The sequence below is a fragment of the Arthrobacter sp. MDT2-3 genome, assembly GCF_059090465.1.
Window position 1 is genome coordinate 198,486 of record NZ_JBNHFS010000003.1, and the last position, 17,459, is coordinate 215,944.

Here is a 17,459-nt window from a genome sequence, read left to right on the forward strand (position 1 = left end):
TTGCGTATCGTTGTCATGCTGCTGATTGTGCTGCTGCTGTTTGTGCTGTTCCCGCTTCCGCTGTTTGCCCGGAAGGGCGGCGGCTCATCTGCCGGTGCAGGCGATGGAGCCCGCTTCCAGCGGGGAGAAGGCCCCATCCGAGCGGACGATCATCACCTGGACGCAGGTCTCCCCCGACGGATTGGTTTTCACCCGCACCGGAGGCTGCGCGACGGACTGGTATTCCCCGCCGCCGCCGATGGTGTAGACCCGCCATTTGTAGGTGTCGCCCTCTTTGGGCTGCGGGTTAACCCAGGTGAAGGAGGCGTCTCCGTCGCCGCCCACGGTTCCGGTGAGGCCTTCCACGTCCGGTACGGTGCCGTTGTCCAGGGCATCGGCGGGCGGCCTGCTGGCTTCCTGGCTTTGAACTGCCTTGGGTTCCTCCGGTGCGGCGTTGGCCATCACGATGCCCACCACCGCAGCGAGGGCCAGGAGGGTTCCGCCGGCCGCGGCCAGCCACAGGTTGCGCTTTCCGTGGTCCGCGCCGGGAGCCGGAGCCTCTGCCGGTTGCCCGCTGCGTGCCGGGCGGTGGACGGTGGTGTCTGCAACGTCAGCACCGCCCAGGGGGCCGGCGTCGGGAGCCTTCCCGTGGGCGGCTGCCGTGGTGCTGCCGGAAGCACCGCGCAGGACTGTGGACTGTGCCCCCTCCTGGGGCCGGGGTGAGGGAACAAACGGAGCCACGGGCGCCAGGGCGGCGGGCGGGGTAAACCGCGGCGGCGGGGCTTCCGCTGCCGGGGCTTCCGGCCACGTGCGTGCCGGGAAGGTGGGGGCACTGCCCGTCCCCTCAGGATCGATGGCCGCGATGCTCCGGACGCGGGTTTCCTCGAAGCCGTCGTCCGGGTGGCTGTCCTCCTGGTGCGGCTCCTCGAGGACTTCGAAGGGCGTTACCGAGAGGTTGAGCTCAGCCTGGATGCGCTGCAGGGCCAAGGCGAAGGCGTGCGCGGACGAGTAGCGGGACTGAGGGGACTTGGCCATGGCCGTGGACAGGGCCAGTTCCAGCGATTCGGGGACGTCGGCCCGGCCCAGCTGCGGCACCGGGATGTTGCTGATCCGGTTGATCAGCTCGCGCTGGGAGTTGTCCGCGCCCGGCATCACAAAAGGCGACCGGCCGGCCAGCAGGGTGTACAGCGTTGCGCCGAGGGCCCACACGTCCACCATGACGCCGTCCACATTGCCGCCGGAGAACTGTTCCGGCGGGGACCAGGGAATGGACATCCCGGACTCGTCGTCGCTGTCGCCGGCGAGGGTTCCGGAAATCCCAAAGTCGGTCAGGGCCGGACGGTTGTAGTCAGTCACCAGGATATTGGCGGGCTTGATGTCGCGGTGGGCGATGCCCGCGCGGTGGGCTGTTTCGACGGCGGACGCCACCTGGATGCCGACCGCCAGCACTTCGTCCACACTGAACCGCTGCCGCCGGTACCGCACGTCCAGGCTGGGCCGGGAACAGTACTCCATGGCCAGGTAGGAATGCCCGGAGTCGGTCACCTCAGCTTCAAAGATGGTGACGATGTAGGGATGGGAGGACAGCTGGGCCATCAGGTTGGCTTCGGACTCGAAGCGGCGGCGGGCGCCCTCGGTTTTCAAGTCCGAGAGCAGCACCTTGACGGCCACCTTGCGCCGGGGCCTGTCCTGCTCATAGAGGTAGACGTCGGAGAACCCGCCGGAACCGAGCAGGCTGATATACGTGAATCCCGGAATGTGGGGCGGCGGCGCAGGCGGCCGTTTGGAACTCAAGGAATCTCCTCAAAGCGCAGCGAGATGTTCTCTCCCAGTTCTGCGATATCACCGTCAAGCAGGATGGCCATCTCGTTCTGGGCCAGGCGGCGCGGGGCCTGGCCTTCCCGGACCAGGACGGTTCCATTGGTGGCCTTCAGGTCGCAGAGCATCACGTGCCAGCCTTCAAGCCGGACTTCGACGTGTGAGCGGGAAATGTCTCCGCCGGGGCTGGCAACCTGGACCAGCCGGGGCATCACCCCACCCTGGACGCGGGAAACCGATGGCTGCCGGCCGATCACCAGCGACTGGTCAAGGTCCACCAGTTCTCCGGTGGAGATGCGCATCCGTCCCAGGCGGGGGCGCGCAACCTGGACGGCGTCCGGTAGCAGTGCAGCGCCGCAGGTGGCGCAGTGGGCGCTGGTGGGTGGATTCGCGTGGTTCTGCGGGCAGACCCGGGCGAGGACCAGGGGCCCTGAGGAAGCATCAATCACTGCCGCTGCAGGACGGGAGGACATTCCCGGCAGTTGGCTTTTTATGACCGTCTGCCCGTCGTGGTCTGTGTCGTCGCCGATCACGGCCTGCGGCGCTGGTTTCGCGGACCCTCTCTCACCAACCGCGGGGACTGCAGCCAGCGTCGGCGACAGCGCTGCCGGTGCTGCTGACAGGGCTGCTGGTTCTGGTGACGGCGCTGCCGGTGCTGGTGACAGGACTGCCGGTACAGGTGACGGCGCTGCCGATACGGGAAGGGGTGGCAGGGCTGCTGCCGGTGCCGGTTGGCTGTCCGGTCCGCCTGTCCGCCACGGCACGGAATCGATAAGGCCACCGGCAGGGGATGGCGGGGAAGGTTTGCCGTGTTCGCCGGCGGCAGGAACGGATGCGGCAGGGGCCCCGGCTGCCGCCGCCACCTGGTCCACTCCCTCCTCCGGCGGGTTGCTTCCCTGCCCGGAAGGCGCGGAGTCAGTGGCGTCTGCCGGTGGCGCCGCCTCCTCCACGGCTTCCTCGCCAGAGTCAGCGTCAGGATCTTCGCGCACCGCGGCATCTTCGATATGGCGTATGACGGTCCGCTCCCACAGGTGGTCGTAGGAGCTGGTCACGTCGCTGGCCGGGGCCGTGCCGGCCGACCCTGTGACACCGTCGGAAGAGCTGCCCTCCTGCACTGCCTTGGCTTCCGAACCTGTGGCGCCGTGGGATGCGGTGCCGTCCGACCCTGTGGCGCCGTCGGATGCTGCGCCGGCGGAAGCCGTCACGCCATCGGCTGCCCCGGGTTCCTCGAAATCCTCATCAATCACCGCGTAGACCGTCTCAGCCGAGGCGCCGTGCTCGGGTGCGACGGTTAGCTCTGGAAGATTTGCGGCTTCCCCTTGTTCCGCAGGTTCAGGTGCCGGCTGGGGCTCCTGTTGAATCCTGGCTTCCAGCTGAGGCTGGACTTCCTGCTGAGGCTGGAGTTCCTGCTCAGGCTGGACCGAGACATCGTCGCCCGAGGCTTTAACGGCTACGGCTTCAAGCGCTACGGCGCCGGTGGTGGCAGCGGCACCTTGAGTTCCGGGCTCTTCCGGAAGCAGCAGGGACTGCAGCAGTACCACCCCTTCGGTCAGCGGCAGCTCCGGGAGGCCGTCATGCGCGGTGCCTCCGGCAGCCGGAATCGTCAGATGGCACAGTCCGGGCAACGCGAGGCGCCGTTCGGTCCAAGTGGTGACGTCCCGGCCGCTAAGCTCCACCACGCCGTCGGGAGAGTGCACTGTCACGTCCAGGTCCCCGCGCAGGAACACGCGAAGGGGGCCGGTGAAGTCGAGAAGGCCGAACGAAGGGATGTTCGCCAGGGATCCCCCGCGGCTGTTCGTCACTGCATGCAGTACCTCGTGCACCTCCGGTCGGGTTGCCAGCAGGTCCCAGAGTGCAGCAACCAGGGCGGGCGGGGTGTCCGGTCCCAGGAGGACGGCGGTGCGGGAGCGGACAATACCGAGCCAGGTCCCGGGAAGGTAACTGGTCCCGGGAAGGTAGCTAGTGGCTGCCATCGCCCGGGTCCCCGCTTTCGCTGGCAGGGGCGGAATCCGGCGCGGGCTGCGCTGATGGCGGGACTGGTGGTGGCGCGGCTGCTGGTGATTGGGCCGCCTGCTGGGCCGGCTGCGACCGGGGCAGCGTCACTTCGTCCTCGGCTGCGTCCGGGCGCGGGGCTGTAGCGGCTACACCGGCGTCGTTCAGCACGTTCCGGGCGTCCACCACGATCGCCGTGACGTTGTCCCTGCCGCCGCTGCGGAGGGAGGCCTGGATCAGTTCATCCACGGCGTCCTGAGGATGGCCCACGGTGCTGAGGATCCGGAAGATATGCTCGTCCGTCAGCTCGCCGGTCAGCCCGTCGGAGCAGATGAGGATGCGGTCCCCCTCCTCCACCGGCAGAAGCCAGTAGTCCGCTTCCGTCTCGTCACCGGTACCCAGCGCCCGCGTCACCACATGCCGCCGCGGATGGACGGTAGCCTGCTCCGCAGTAATCTCCCCGGCGTCCACAAGCTCCTGGACCTCCGAGTGGTCCACGCTGATCTGTTCGAACTTTCCTTGGCTCAGGCGGTAGGTCCGGGAGTCCCCGATGTTCATGACCAGCCAGTAGGGCATCCCCATCTGCTCCACAATGACTGCACCGGCCAGGGTGGTGCCGGCCCGGGCACCGGTGGCCTCGCGGATGGAGCTGTCCGCCCGGACCAGGTACTCCTGAAGGACGGCTGCCGTGACGCTCCGCTCGCCCGTGGCGAGCTGGGGAATTGCGGCGAGGGCGCGGACACACATTCCGCTGGCTATCTCGCCGGCTTCGTGGCCGCCCATCCCGTCCGCCACGGCGAATACAGGGTCAGAGGCGATGTAGGAATCCTCGTTCAGCTCGCGGCGGAGTCCCCGGTCCGTCCCGTAACCGACGCTCAGGCTTGGCCCTGCCCCCGGTTCGACGCTGGAGGGAACGCTTGCGGGTTGTTGGTTCATGCCTGTCCTAGGTAAAAAGTGCGGTCCCCAAAATGGACACTGGATCCCGGGGTCACAAATGCGGGGACTCCCGGCTGGAGTGGCGTGCGGTGTCCGTCGGGGGTGGTCACGGCGCTGCCGTTGGTCGAATTCCGGTCCGTCACCCAGATACCGGCTCCGTCCGTCAGCAGATGGAGGTGGGTCTTTGAAATGGAGCGGCCAGGGTCGTCGACGGCGAGCAGCTGGGCCTGCTGTTCGCCCGACTGGCCCACGGGGTTCCGGCCGACCAGCACGCTGCGGTCCAGCTGGAAGTCGCGGCCGTCGTCCAGCCGGATACGGAGAACTGCTACGGGCGCAGGGGCGGCCGCTCCCGGGCGGACCTGGGTGCTGTCAACGTCCTCGTCCGGATGGTGGTGCCGGGCCAGCGGTGCGGAATCATGAAGTCCAGTGGGCTGCTGCGGGGCCTGGAACTGCGGGACGTGGGGCTGCGGTGCCTGGGGAGTTCCTGCAGGGCTGGACACCGGCACGTGCTGAACACGGGTGTGGGCCGGCTGGGCATCAATCACCTTCGGTCCGTTGGCACCGGCCACCGGCGATAACACCTGCTGCACAGGCGGAAGATTCATGGGCGCAAAGCTGTAGGGACCCTGGATTCCGCCGGTGGTGACCGGGTTTCGCCCGGCCTTGACGTCAAAGGCCAGCGTTTTGGCTGCGGCATCGTGCCACCCACGCAATGTGCCGTTTTTGTCCCAGGTGTTCGAAACCACCACCAGCACCGCCCAGACCGCGCCCGCCAGCACCAGCGGGGCGAGGATCAGCAGGGCCGCCTCGAACCATGTGAAGACCACCACGAGGACCGCGACGAGCAGCGCCAGGATGATGCCTGCACCCGTGATCAAGCCACGCAGGAAAACGGCACCGGCACCTGGGGCGTAGCCGTCATTGTCGGCGCTGCGGATCCCCATGAGCAGGTTCCCGGGGGTTTTGCCCGTCCGGGCTTCCATGCCCATCACAGCCACCAGGTAGACAAGGGTGAGTCCCAGGCCAATGCTGCCGAACAGCACCAGGGACGCGGTGTCGTAGATGATGAACCCGCCGCTTCGGGTACGCGTTATTCCGGCGAAGCCAAGGGCAAACGTCACTACCAGCACTGCCAGGGGCGGCAGCCAGTCGATGACGGCAGCGCCAAGCCGCTTGCCCGGCGTCGCCGGAACAAGCTGAAGATTGACTGCCATTCCCGTTCCTCCCCCTGGACCGGATCCCACCTGCACGATGGACCCGCCGGCGCTCCCCTGGCCCGTGCCCGCATTCACGATGCCCACAGCCTGAAGCGCCCGGGGCATTTCCACTACCGGGATAGTACCGGGAATCCCGGACGGGCGCGCGGCGGCAGGCGGTGCTTGCGGGTCCGGCAGCGGCTCAGCCCTGCCGAGGCTGCGCGCTGCCCGGTTGGGCAGCGGCGCCCCGCAGGCAGTGCAAAAAGCGGCTCCGGCGCGGACCAGTTGCCGGCAGTGCGGGCAGCGCACTGTGACGTCCGTCACTGGGTCCTGCGTCTCTGCATTTTAGATTCTTGCGTCGGGGCCTCCGGCGCTGGCACTTCGCCTGTGGCACTGCCGAAAGGACGACGGCGGCCAGTTCCCCTAAGCAACGGCAGGACCGGCAGTGCCAGCCTGGTCCCGCGGAGGTTAAGGACATACCGGGCGTCGGCGAGCAGTGAGCGGGGAGAGAACTTCGCCTGCTGCCGGCGCCAGAACCCCACGGCGGACGCCATTTCTTGCAGCGAACCGTCAACAATTGTCCAGTATTCGCGGACCTCGTCCTCGCTGGGCTGGCCGGCGCCAAAGATCGATGCGTCGGCGCGCCGCGCGAGCATGGTGGTGGTACCGCCACTGGACGGGAATGCCTCGGCGAGCACTTCGGCGCTTTCGCGGCGCGTTGCACGGGTATCGACGGCGGCTCCCATGTCGGTGGCAAGGCTCACCACCTCATTCCAGCCTCCGCCAACCCGCTGCGCGGGGTCGCCGTCCCTGAAACGGGCCTTCCGTCGTCGTGATTTCATCAGGGCAATCAGCAACAGCGGCAGGGCGAGGATCGACAGCGGGATCAGGGCAATGCCCAGCGCGCCCAGCAGGGCTCCCCAGAACAGCCAGGGGTTGTTCTTTTTTTGGTCCGCGTCCAAGGCATCGGGCGAGGAGTCCGGCGGCAGGTCAGCGGGTTCCTGCGGCGGTGGCGGCGGCTGCAGGACCTGCGGCTTGGGCTTGGACTTGTTTTCCGGGTCCGGCGGAATGGGGACGTTGTCCTTGGGCGGAGTGGGGTCGAAGCTGACCCAGCCCACCCGGTCAAATGCAACCTCCACCCAGGCGTGCACGTTCTTGCCGGTGATCTTCACCTCGCCCGCCCCGTTTTCGGGGCTGGTGGGATCCGGATAGAAGCCCATCACCACGCGGGACGGAATGCCCAGGTGGCGCAGCATCAGGGACATCGCCACGGAGTACTGTTCATCGTCGCCGAGCATCTGCTTTGCCGTCAGCAGGTTCCTCATCCGGGCCGAACCGTGGCCTGAGACGCTGGGCAGCTGGCCTTCACTGACCAGTCCGTTGCTGAAGGCGCCCGTCTTCTGGAAGTGGGCTTCGATCTGGCGTACGCGGTCAATGGCGGTGGGGGCATCTGCTGACAAGTCGTTGGCCTGCGATCCCACCACTGGCGGAACCTCAACGGCCTCGGGAAGGGACACCGGCGCGAAGTCGTACTGCGTCAGCTGCCCGTGTTCGAGCTTGACCGGATCGGACACTTGGACGCTGTACGAATCGCCCCGGGACAAGCCGTTGATGGTGACGGCAGTATCGGTACCGGAGTTGAAGTACAGGCCCTGGGCTGCCGCGGAACCGCTCCGGTCAAAGCTGAGGCCTGTGGTCTTCCGGCCGCCGGGAACGAAGAAGCCCTGGTAGTCCTCGATGGTGATGCCAATGGAGTACTCGTTGGTGGGAACCGCAGCGGAGGTGTCAGCGAGGGTGTTGATGGACTGGGTATCCCCCACCTTGCTGAAGTTGCCGGAGCCGTTGGGGTCCATGGTGTAGTTGGTGCCGTTGAAGGCGTCCAGGGCCCCCAGCCTTACCCGGGCGTCGCGCGGAAGCCCCTTGACCACAAAGAGGGTGTCATCCTTCTTGTCCTTGACGAATGTCCGGAAACTCGCCAAGGGGGTGATGTAGTCCTTGGGATCGAAGGGCGGGACCACCACGTTCCGGAGGACTTTCCGGTCTCCCCCGGCAGTCACAAGCGGGGCGGCAAGGGCGGTGACTGCCACGCTGACGGCGATGACGCCGGCTGCCATTCCCAGCCTGCGGATTTTTGCCCCCCGGAGCGTGGCGGAATCCGCCTGGGGGTTGTTGACCGCGACTTTCCCGGACGTGTTTCTCCGCAGGGCATCCCGGCGGAACGTTGCCCAGGCGATTCCGAGGACAGTCAGGCCGATGCCGCGTTCGAGGGTGAGGAAGGCTGCGTTCGTGCTGAAGGCGATACCCGTCACGAAGAGGACCAGTACCGGGATCAGCGGGAGGTAGGGGCTCCTGGCCCGCCAGGTCAGGACCGCCGCCACGAGCCCGGCGACCAGGGAACCCAGGAACGGGACAATGAGGACACCACCCGCTGTCCCCACCGGAACGCCGACAGTCAGCATGTCCTTCCAGGCGAACACGATGCCCAAAAGAAGGGTTCGGAGCGAGTCCAGGGTGGGGACAAAGCCGGCGATGGCCGAGTCCGGCACCGCCAGCAACGTCCCGAAGACGAGGTAGGCGCCGAGGACAAGGGCGGTGGTGATAAGCAGCCCAAGGCGCAGGTGGGCATTGAGGACGCCGATGGCCAGGCCCAGGATGATGCCGCCGAAGCCGGACAGGAGGTAGTAGGGATCACCGCCGAAGCTGAGCCCGAACCCAAGCAGGCCCAGCCCCAGGAGCACGGTCAGGGCGCCGGCGTCGAGCAGGAAATGCCAGAGTGGCTGGCCGTCTGCAAAAGCCGATTCCGGCGCGTTGCGCGATGGCTGCCGCGCGGACGGCGTGCGTGGGCGCAAGCCTGGTGCCGAGGTCATGCTGCCGCCTTCCGCAGGACGATGCCGAGATCGTCGAGGTCGCCCAGGGTGAGCACTGTCAGGTCGGCGATGTTGGCCCTGCTGGATGCCGCGCCGGCCTCGACACGGACGGCGAGGCTGCGGACCCCGGGCGGAACGGACGCGGCGGCGGACCGGAGCTGGGTGGCGGTGACGTTGCTGCCAACAACAAAGAAGACCACCGAGGCGTTGGGAACGGTGTCAGCCAACGTCCTGGCGAGGTCGACGGCCGTGCGGCGCATGGGTGCTCCAACGATCCTGGTCATGTCATCGAGCATGGTCCGGCCGGTTTCGCAACGCAGCGGGCCTCTCTGGGTGAGGACGTCCAGTTCACGCTGCTCGCGGATTGCCTGGCGTCCAATGGAGGCAGCCGCGGAGACGGCCATCTCGAACTCCGCCTCCGACGCATATTCGTCAGTGTTAATGGATAGCGAGACGGCAAGGTGCGCGCGGCGGGTCTCTTCGAACTGGCGGACCATCAGCTTGTTGGTCCGTGCTGTTGTTTTCCAGTGGATGTGCCTCCTGTCATCGCCGGGAACATAGTCCCGCAGCGCATGGAAGGACACATCGGCGCTGGATAGTTCAGTGGTGGGCATGCCTTCCAGGTCCCGGATGAAACCGGCGGCGGAACCGGCAAGGGCAACGGTCCGGGGGTGGACAAAGAGGTCCCCCGGTTCAGTCCACAGGACCTGCCGGCGCAGGAGGTGCAACGGGTCGGCCCGCACCGAGCGCACAGGCCCGACAACGATCACGGCGCGGCGTGCGGTGGGGATGGTGAAGAGGTCCTCATGGACCTGCTGCGGCTTCATGCGGGGCAGGTGGAAGACGGCAGTGACGCCGCCCACCGGCAGCTCCACCGCTGCCGGCAGCAGAGGGCGGTTGGAGGTGTTGGTAACAGCGATGCTGCCCACGGCGCTGTCGCCCACGGCAACGCGGGTCCGGGCGAGGTCCAGGACCACGGCGTAGGTGGAACGGCCGAGGATGAATCCCACAGCGATCACAAACATCACAAAGGCTGCAACCGCTGCTGCTTTTGCTTCCTGCCACCCGTAGGCCTGTCCGGTTATCCAGAGCAGGACGGCGGTGGCAAGGACTGACCAGCCCAGAACACTGACCACCGAAAGTACCGGCCACGCGTACTTCAGCCAGGCCGCGCGGGCAGCACGCCATGCCGGTGCCAGGGCGAGTCCTGCAGTTGTGCCGGCCTCGCCCCAGACGGACGAGGGGTGCAGGGCTGTGGGGCGGCCGTTCCTGCGGAAGGGTTGCTTGAGATGCTCCGCGATCCGGGTCAACGGGGTGCCGCTGGACATATGTGTGCCTTCGTTGTTGCGCTGGGTTGGGTTGTGCCGGTGGGGGGTGCGGCGTCAGGCGCTGGCCCGCTGCTGGGGAGCAGCGACGTCCGCCAGGATGCGGGTCAAAACGGCGTCTGCAGTGGCTCCGGAGAACTCGGCTTCGGGGTCCATCACAAAGCGGTGGGTCCACACCACCGGTGCAAGTTCCTTGATGTCGTCGGGAAGGACGAAGTTGCGTCCCTGGGCTGCTGCCCACACCTTCGCGGCCCGGACCATGGCCAGTGCGCCCCGCACCGAGACTCCAAGCCGGGTTTCGGGCGCGCTGCGGGTCTCTTCGCAGAGCCGGGAGATGTACTCGAGGACCGCTGTGTCCACGTGCGCCGTTGCGGCCAGGTCCGCCATGTCCGCGATTGCCTGGGTGGTGATGACGGCCGAAAGCTCCTTGGATCGGTCCTTCAGGTTGGATCCGCCCAGGAGCCGGACGGTGGAGGCGTGGTCCGGGTAGCCGATGGAGGTCTTGATCAGGAAGCGGTCCAGCTGCGCTTCCGGCAAACGGTAGGTGCCCGCCTGTTCGATGGGGTTCTGCGTAGCCATCACCATGAACGGGCGTCCGGCGGAGTAGGTGACGCCGTCAACGGTGACCCGGGATTCCTCCATGACCTCCAGCAGTGCCGACTGGGTTTTGGGCGACGCGCGGTTGATTTCGTCGGCCAGGACGATGTTGTTGAAGATCGGGCCCTTGTGGAACTCGAACTTCTGCGTCTTCTGGTCGTAGATGGTCACACCGGTGACGTCCGAGGGCAGCAGGTCAGGGGTGAACTGGATGCGGTTGTTGGAGCCCTGCACCGTGGCTGCCAGTGCCCGGGCCAGGGAGGTCTTGCCGGTGCCGGGGGCATCTTCGAACAGGACGTGCCCCTCGGCAAGCATGGCGGTGAAGGTCAGCCGGATGACGTGTTCCTTGCCCAGCACGGCCTGGCCGACGTTGGCAACAAGCTTCTCGAAGGTGCCTGCAAACCATTCGGCCTGCTCGGTGGTCATGGTCATGGAGTAAGTCCTTTTCAGTCTTGGTGGTGCTCGAAGTGGGGTCGGTATGCCTAGCGTTGCGGCATGCCCGCGGGCGGACCCTGGCCGTCCCGGTTGGTGGTGTCGTGCCGGACATAGTTACCGGCGGCAGGGCCGGTGGTCAGGTGGTACCAGATGCCCGAGGGGTTCTCGGACGTCTTGTACCAGACCACGTAGAAGTCCGATTGCGATGGGGTGTTCTCCGGCAGCCACTTGCCGCCGCCGACGCAGGACGACGGGTTTCCCGCCCGGAAGCTGTCGACGCCATACCCCGGCTCGGTGCAGCTGCGCACCGGTGTGGCGGTGATGGTCCAGGACGTGGGGACCGGGGGCGGTGGTTCTGCCCCGCTGCGGGAGGTATCGCTGCCAATGCGACCGGCCTGGCCGCCGCTGATGGCGCGAACCTCAAGCTTGTGGGTCTCACTGAAGCCGACACTCTTGGAGAAGGAACGCTGCTGGGTGTCCTGCCACGGTCCGTTGTCCAGGCTGTACTGGTAACCCGTTACGGCACGGCCGTTTCCGTCCGGCTGGTTCCACGTCCAGGAGACTGTTTTGTCTCCAACGCCGCTGCTGTTGCTGCCGGTGACATTGGGAGCGAAGGCGAGGCCATATGGATTGACGGAGTTGGACGGAGCGCTTGCGTCACCTGCAGCAGAACTGCGGGAAGAAACCGCCCAGACCACAACCGCTGTATTCGTTCCATTTTGGGCGGGCACCACACCTCCACCGGCAGGAATGCTGCCGGTTCCACCCCCTGAGGTCAGGCTGTAGCGGTAGGTGACTTCCCCGGCGGTGGAGCCGTTCCGCTGCGCATCCGTTAGCTGGGAGAAGCGCACATCGATCTTGCCGCCATTGCCGCTTGTTTCCACCAGTGATGCCGTGGGAGCGGCCACGGTTCCGGGCTTGCCTACGGCCCGGATGGCCGCTGACTGCGCGCTGGTCCCGCTGGTTCCGGCCTTGTTGGTGGCGGAAACCGTGAAGGTGTAATTGGCCTCGGAGTTGTCCACCGTGACGTTCTGCGAGGTGCCGGCCACCTGCTGGCTGGACACCACCGCGCCGCCGCGGAGGGTGGTGAGGGTGTAGGCCGAGACGGCGTCGCCGTTGTTGTTTGGTGCCGTCCACGTGACCTTCAGCTGGCTTTGCGCACCAAGGGAACCCGCTTGGGAAGCCGCGGGGGCTGCAGGCGTTGCCGGCACGCCGGCCGGCACTTCGGCAGCCGAGTACGGGCTCCACTCGGACGGCTCCTTGGCATCGTTGCGTGCCAGGACCCGGACTTTGTAGGAGACGCCGTTCTGCAGGCCCTTCCAGACGTAGCTGACAGCGGTCAGGTTCTGGATCTGTGCGTTTTGGCCGGCCGGCGGCGGAGAGATCTCCAGGTCGTAGGACTTGACGGGTGATCCCTTGCTGGCCGGTGCGGTCCAGTTGACGGACAGTTCCTTGTCCCCGAACTTCAGCGACGGGGCCAGCGGGGTATCGGGTTTCACGTCCGGACGCACCTCTGCTGAGGCGGGTGAACGGTCCGATTCGCCGAACTCATTGGTGGCCGTCACCTGGAAGTGGTACTTGGTGTTGTTCACCAGGCCGTTGAGGGTGCAGGTATTGGCCGGGCAGTCATGCTGGAACCCGCCCTCGCCGTAGACGGTGTACTTGGTGATGGGCGAACCACGGTCCGCCGGGGCGGACCAGGTGAGAAGTGCCGTCTGGTCCCCCACGCTCTGCGCCTGGGGGGTGGCGGGGGCCTGCGGCTTGTCCTTGACCGTGAGCCGGACGCGGGCGGTAGCCTGCCGGGACGGATCCTCCGTCTTGTCGGACACCGTGTAGGACACCACCATCGTTCCCGTGAAGCCGGGCGCGGGGGTCACTGTCACGGAATCACCGTTCACCTCAACGTTGCCGCTGCCCGTTTCGGCACCGGCCGCGATGATCTTCAGCGCGGTTTCCGGGAACGGGTTTGCGTCGTTGGCCAGGACATTGACCGTCACGGGCTTGCCCGCAGCCGCATTGGGTTCCAGGTCGTCGTTGGCCACCGGCTTCGGCCGGTTCGAAGCGGTCACCGCCAACTGGTACGTTGCGGTGGCTTCGAGACCGCGCGGGTCCCTGGCCTTGACCTGGACGGCAGCGGTGGTTCCGGTGCCGCTGGAATCGGCAGCCGAGACCTTCAGGGTTTTGCCGTCGACGCTGGCGTTGAATCCAGCGGGCGAACCGCCCACCAGTTCGTACTTCATCCTCTCGACGTCGTCGCCGTCCGGGTCCGAGGTCAGCTTCCCGAGGTCCGTGCTGGCGGAGTCGCCCTTTGGGATATCCACGCTGGCCCCCAGCAGCTCCGGCGGGTTGTTTTTGTTGGGATCCGGCATCACCTTGGTGCGGATGCTGAGCGTGGACTTCAGCCCGGCAGGATCATCGGGCCCGGTTCCGTCCGTCACCTCAAAGGTGAGTGAACCCGGGCCCACGTAGTCCGTGCCGGCCGAGTACTTCAGGCCAGTGCCGTCACCGGTCACCGGGTCCCCGCCGTCGGCACCAATGAGTTTGATCCGGTCAGCCTGGGTCAAGCGCGGGGAGCGGCCTTCCCGGACCTTGACCCATTCGTCGAGGTCAACGTCCACGGACTGGCCGGCGACAACCTCGATGACCTCGTCCTTGGCCAGGGTGGGAAGCTGCTGGCCGAGGCCCGGTACCCAGATGACCGCCGTCGACTGCTGGCCGTCCACGTCCTCCACGGTGTACGGAATGAGCTGTGGCTGCTCGGTGAGGTCCACGATCATGGTGCCTTCGGCGCCGGGCCGGGCGGTGGTGGCCCCGGTGCTGATCTTGAGGTTCTCGCCCACGCCGTCGGGGTCCTCGTCGTTTTTCAGGACGGGGACGTCGACGGCGGTCTTCCCCATGGTCTGGGCTGACGTCACCCTGTCATCGCGGGCGATGGGGGCCTTGAGGGGTACCTCGTTGTCCACCACGACGCGAATGGCGGCCTGCGCGGAAGCGTCCCTGTCGTCGGCGACGGTGTAGCGCACATTGACGGTTCCGGCTTCACCCGGCGCCAGCAGGATAATCCGGCCGCTCGTCCTGCTGACGGTTGCCTGGAGGGCAGCGTCAGCTTCGATGCCGTCCGTGAGGATGCGGATCAGGTCTCCGTCGGGATCGGTGTCGTTCCCGGTGGCATCGACGGCGATCTGGCGCCCCGGGCGTACCCGAACTTCGTCGTCCACAGGCGTTGGTTTCTGGTTGATGTCGCCGCGGGGAGCGATGCCGACAGTGACTGTTCCGGTATTGACGGCCCCCTGCCGGTCCACCACTTTGTAGCGGAACGTGTCCGTGCCGGCGCCGTCACCGGCAGCGGTGAAGTCGATGAAGTTGCTGCCAACGGTCGCCGTGCCCATGGCGGGAGTGCTGTCGATGCCGGTCAGCTGCACGGAGTCGCCGTCGGGGTCAATGCCGTCCAGCGGGACGGGAATCCGGACAGTGCCGGCGGCCACCACCCGGGCAGTGAGGTTGCGCGGCTGCGGGCGCGAGTTCTCGGCGCCTTCCAGTGGCAGGATATGGATGGTCACCGCCGCGGCGCTCTTCTGGCCCTGCGGGTCGACGGCGTTGTAGATGGCACGGACTGTCTTGGGCTGGCTGCCGGCGATGAACCGAAGGGTGTTCTCCGAGACGAAGCTTTTCCCGTCCAAAGGATCCACGCCCTGGGGCAAGACCGGATCGACCGTGAGTTCCTGGCCCTGCGGGTGGATGTCGTTGTCCAGCACCGGAATGGTGACGACGTCGTTGACGCGGACGTTCACCTCGTCCGGCTTCGGCTGGGGTGCTTCCACCACGGCGGGCGCCGGGACCGGCACCACGGAGACGCTGCCGGTGGCCGACTTCTTCCCGTTGGACATCGTGTATTCGAAGAGAATCGGGTCCCTGGTTCCCAGGATGTCGGTGATGCGCAGGACGCTGTGGTTGATCACGCTGACGGACGCCGTCGAATTTTCCGGCAGCTTCACGGACTGCAGGACCAGCACACCGCCGGAAGGATCGGAGTCGTTGGCCAGCGGATCCAGCAGCACGCTGCCGCCCGTGGGCATCAGTGCGACGTCGTGGACGGCAACCGGGTTGCCGGTATCGTCGCCGGATTCCACGTCAACGCGGATCAGGCCCTGGCTGCTTTGCGGACCGTTGCTGGCAATGTACGTCAGGTAGACGGGGCCGGGGGTGGTGCTGCGGAACGTAAAGGTGCCGCCGTCGGTCACAGGGCCCAGTTCAGCGGGGCCGTTGGCTTCCACCTGGGCCAGGCGGAGGGCTCCTCCATTGGGGTCCACATCGTTTTTCAACGGCGAGATGACCAGGTCCTGGCCCACCACGGCGGTGACGTGGTCGGCGTTGACTACCGGCGCCAACGCTCCGGGCGGCTGGACGTTGACCACGACTTTTCCGGTGACGGTGGCGCGGCCGTCCCAGATGGTGACTTCCACGTTCTTTTTGCCGGCCGTTGCACCGGAGTCCTGGAAGGTCAGCAGGCCGTCGCGGCGGACCTTCACCTGGTCCTGGTCGTTGTCAGCCTTGGCGTCGAGGAGGACCAGGTCATCGCCGTCAGGGTCGATCCAGTCGGTGAGGATGTTCTGGCTGACGGTCTTGCCCTGTTCCACCAGCATGGTGGTGGTGTCGCCGCGCTTGAACTGCGGCGGTTTGTTCTCCTCCGGAGCCGCCACGCTGAGGGTCACCTGGCCGGCGGCGGAGAGGCCGCGCCCGTCCGAGGCGTTGTAGCTGAACGTCTCGGTCCCCGGTTTGGCGTCGGCCGGGACGGAGATTTGGAAGGCGGTGCCGCCGTAGATGTTTTCCAGCGTTCCGGTTTGGGGACCGGTATCCGCCAAGGCGGCGGTGAGGACGTCGCCGTCGGGGTCGGAATCATTGTCCAGGACGCTGAGGATGGTGGTTCGTCCGGGGCGCACGCCGACGGCGTCGGGCTTGGTTTCCGGGGGACGGTTGGGTTTGGTGCGGTCCGGCAGGACGTTGATGGTGTTGTTGTCCGCCGATTCCTGGTCCTGCTCGTCGGATTCGTTCTTGGGTGGAATGACGTCGTCCCAGTTGTTCACCAGCTGCATGTTCTGGTTCACCAGCCATACGTTGCCCGAGTTCACGTCGTTCAGGACCACCAGGTCCCGGTTCACCCGGAAAACATACGACGGCGACGCACTCGCCTTGGGCACGTCCACGTTCTTGTCATCAGCGTCGTTCGTGCAGTCACGGACGTACTTGTTGGCACCGGACCAGGCCGCGTGGACACACCCGCCCAACTGGACGGGCGCGGCCGGGATACCTTCGCCGTCGAACGCCACCGTTTTCGCCGTGCCGCCATCGAGGGGCTGCTTCAGCAGCGCCTTCTGTGTGGAGATGGCTACAAAGTCACTGGCGGGACCGCCCTGCTGCAACTTGGCCTCGCGGGCGTCGTCCAGCTGCAGTCGCTTACCGCCTGGCAGGATGAGCTTTCCCGCGGCCGCATCGAGGACAACCGGCTTATCCCCCACCACGGCCAACTGCAGGTCACCCGAGCCCTTCAACTCGCCCCAGGTTTCAGACTCCGAGGACGTGACACCACCGTTGGTGTCAACACCGGTTACCGTCACCACGCCTGACTTTGGATCGGCCGAGTAGATCCGGTCATCCTCCCCCACCGCCGAAACGGTGCCCTCAGAGCCCACCAGCACCGGCTCGGTGGCTTCCTCGTCAAAACCGTTGACCGTGGACGGCGACACCGCCCACACCTTGCCCGATGCCGCGTCCGTCACCGAAATCACCTCGGAGCCGAAACTCACCTCAGCCGCACCAGGCAGCTGCTTGTCCCCACCCAGACGCATGGTGGCCGGCGACACCTGGTTCAGGGTTGAACCGGCCTCGTCATCCACAAACACGTCCCCGGCATCCTGGAGGATGTCGAAGGTGGTGGACGCCGGAGTCACAGCACCGTCCAGGACCCGGGACGGATAGTTCAGCCGGCCCACCGCATTCTTGGACTTGGACACCACCCAAACGCCGCCGTCATTCAGCTCCACCTCAGTGGTTTTGAATCCGGGATACAACACAGCACCAGTGACCACAACAGCCACGGCGGCGCCGAACGCCGTTCCGTTGACAAACTTCTTGTGGCGCCGTTTCAGCCCAAGTTTCCCCAGCAGACTTGTCACAGCTTGTTTGTTCCCTCAATAGTGCAGCCGCCCCAGCGGCGGGCTGTCCCAAGGCCCGAAAGGGGCCCGGTTTTCACGGCAAGCCTACCGAACTGGCGGCCGGGCCGCGATGGGGACATCTGCCCCACGGGGAGCCGGGTT

The 17,459-nt window shown here is 66.6% G+C and carries 8 protein-coding genes; all 8 read right to left on the bottom strand.

Annotation, left to right across the window (positions count from 1 at the left end; all coding sequences use genetic code 11):
* Positions 1 to 84: 84 nt before the first annotated feature.
* From AC5RUQ_RS10985 to AC5RUQ_RS11020, 8 genes are read right to left on the bottom strand one after another with little or no spacing between them, the layout of a single operon-like run.
* Positions 85 to 1,773, bottom strand: coding sequence for a serine/threonine-protein kinase (locus AC5RUQ_RS10985; RefSeq protein ID WP_493947357.1), 1,689 nt, complete (start codon positions 1,771 to 1,773; stop codon positions 85 to 87).
* A complete protein-coding gene (locus tag AC5RUQ_RS10990) occupies positions 1,770 to 3,770 on the bottom strand; it encodes an FHA domain-containing protein (protein WP_493947358.1) in 2,001 nt (666 codons plus the stop codon). The genes AC5RUQ_RS10985 and AC5RUQ_RS10990 overlap by 4 nt, the downstream gene beginning before the upstream one ends.
* A complete protein-coding gene (locus AC5RUQ_RS10995; RefSeq protein WP_493947359.1) occupies positions 3,757 to 4,725 on the bottom strand; it encodes a PP2C family protein-serine/threonine phosphatase in 969 nt (322 codons plus the stop codon). The genes AC5RUQ_RS10990 and AC5RUQ_RS10995 overlap by 14 nt, the downstream gene beginning before the upstream one ends.
* Positions 4,722 to 6,245 (bottom strand): RDD family protein, encoded by a 1,524-nt coding sequence (locus AC5RUQ_RS11000; RefSeq protein ID WP_493947360.1) that lies wholly within the window; start codon positions 6,243 to 6,245, stop codon positions 4,722 to 4,724. Before AC5RUQ_RS11000 ends, AC5RUQ_RS10995 begins: the two co-directional genes overlap by 4 nt.
* Positions 6,242 to 8,788 (bottom strand): transglutaminase TgpA family protein, encoded by a 2,547-nt coding sequence (locus AC5RUQ_RS11005; RefSeq protein WP_493947361.1) that lies wholly within the window; start codon positions 8,786 to 8,788, stop codon positions 6,242 to 6,244. Before AC5RUQ_RS11005 ends, AC5RUQ_RS11000 begins: the two co-directional genes overlap by 4 nt.
* Positions 8,785 to 10,116: a DUF58 domain-containing protein gene (locus AC5RUQ_RS11010; RefSeq protein WP_493947362.1), complete on the bottom strand. Its 1,332-nt coding sequence runs from the start codon at positions 10,114 to 10,116 to the stop codon at positions 8,785 to 8,787. The genes AC5RUQ_RS11005 and AC5RUQ_RS11010 overlap by 4 nt, the downstream gene beginning before the upstream one ends.
* A 54-nt stretch (positions 10,117 to 10,170) precedes the next feature.
* Entirely contained in the window at positions 10,171 to 11,142 is a 972-nt protein-coding gene (locus AC5RUQ_RS11015) for an AAA family ATPase (protein WP_493947363.1), read from the bottom strand.
* Positions 11,143 to 11,192: 50 nt separating this feature from the next.
* On the bottom strand, positions 11,193 to 17,318 hold the full coding sequence (locus AC5RUQ_RS11020) for an Ig-like domain-containing protein (RefSeq protein WP_493947364.1): 6,126 nt from the start codon (positions 17,316 to 17,318) through the stop codon (positions 11,193 to 11,195).
* Positions 17,319 to 17,459 lie beyond the last annotated feature (141 nt).

What these genes read in the sequence shown, in the direction of transcription:
- AC5RUQ_RS10990 (WP_493947358.1), bottom strand. Translation starts at nt 3,770, where the DNA reads ATGGCAGCCACTAGCTACCTTCCCGGGACCAGTTACCTTCCCGGGACC.
- AC5RUQ_RS10995 (WP_493947359.1), bottom strand. Translation starts at nt 4,725, where the DNA reads ATGAACCAACAACCCGCAAGCGTTCCCTCCAGCGTCGAACCGGGGGCA.
- AC5RUQ_RS11005 (WP_493947361.1), bottom strand. Translation starts at nt 8,788, where the DNA reads ATGACCTCGGCACCAGGCTTGCGCCCACGCACGCCGTCCGCGCGGCAG.
- AC5RUQ_RS11010 (WP_493947362.1), bottom strand. Translation starts at nt 10,116, where the DNA reads ATGTCCAGCGGCACCCCGTTGACCCGGATCGCGGAGCATCTCAAGCAA.
- AC5RUQ_RS11015 (WP_493947363.1), bottom strand. Translation starts at nt 11,142, where the DNA reads ATGACCATGACCACCGAGCAGGCCGAATGGTTTGCAGGCACCTTCGAG.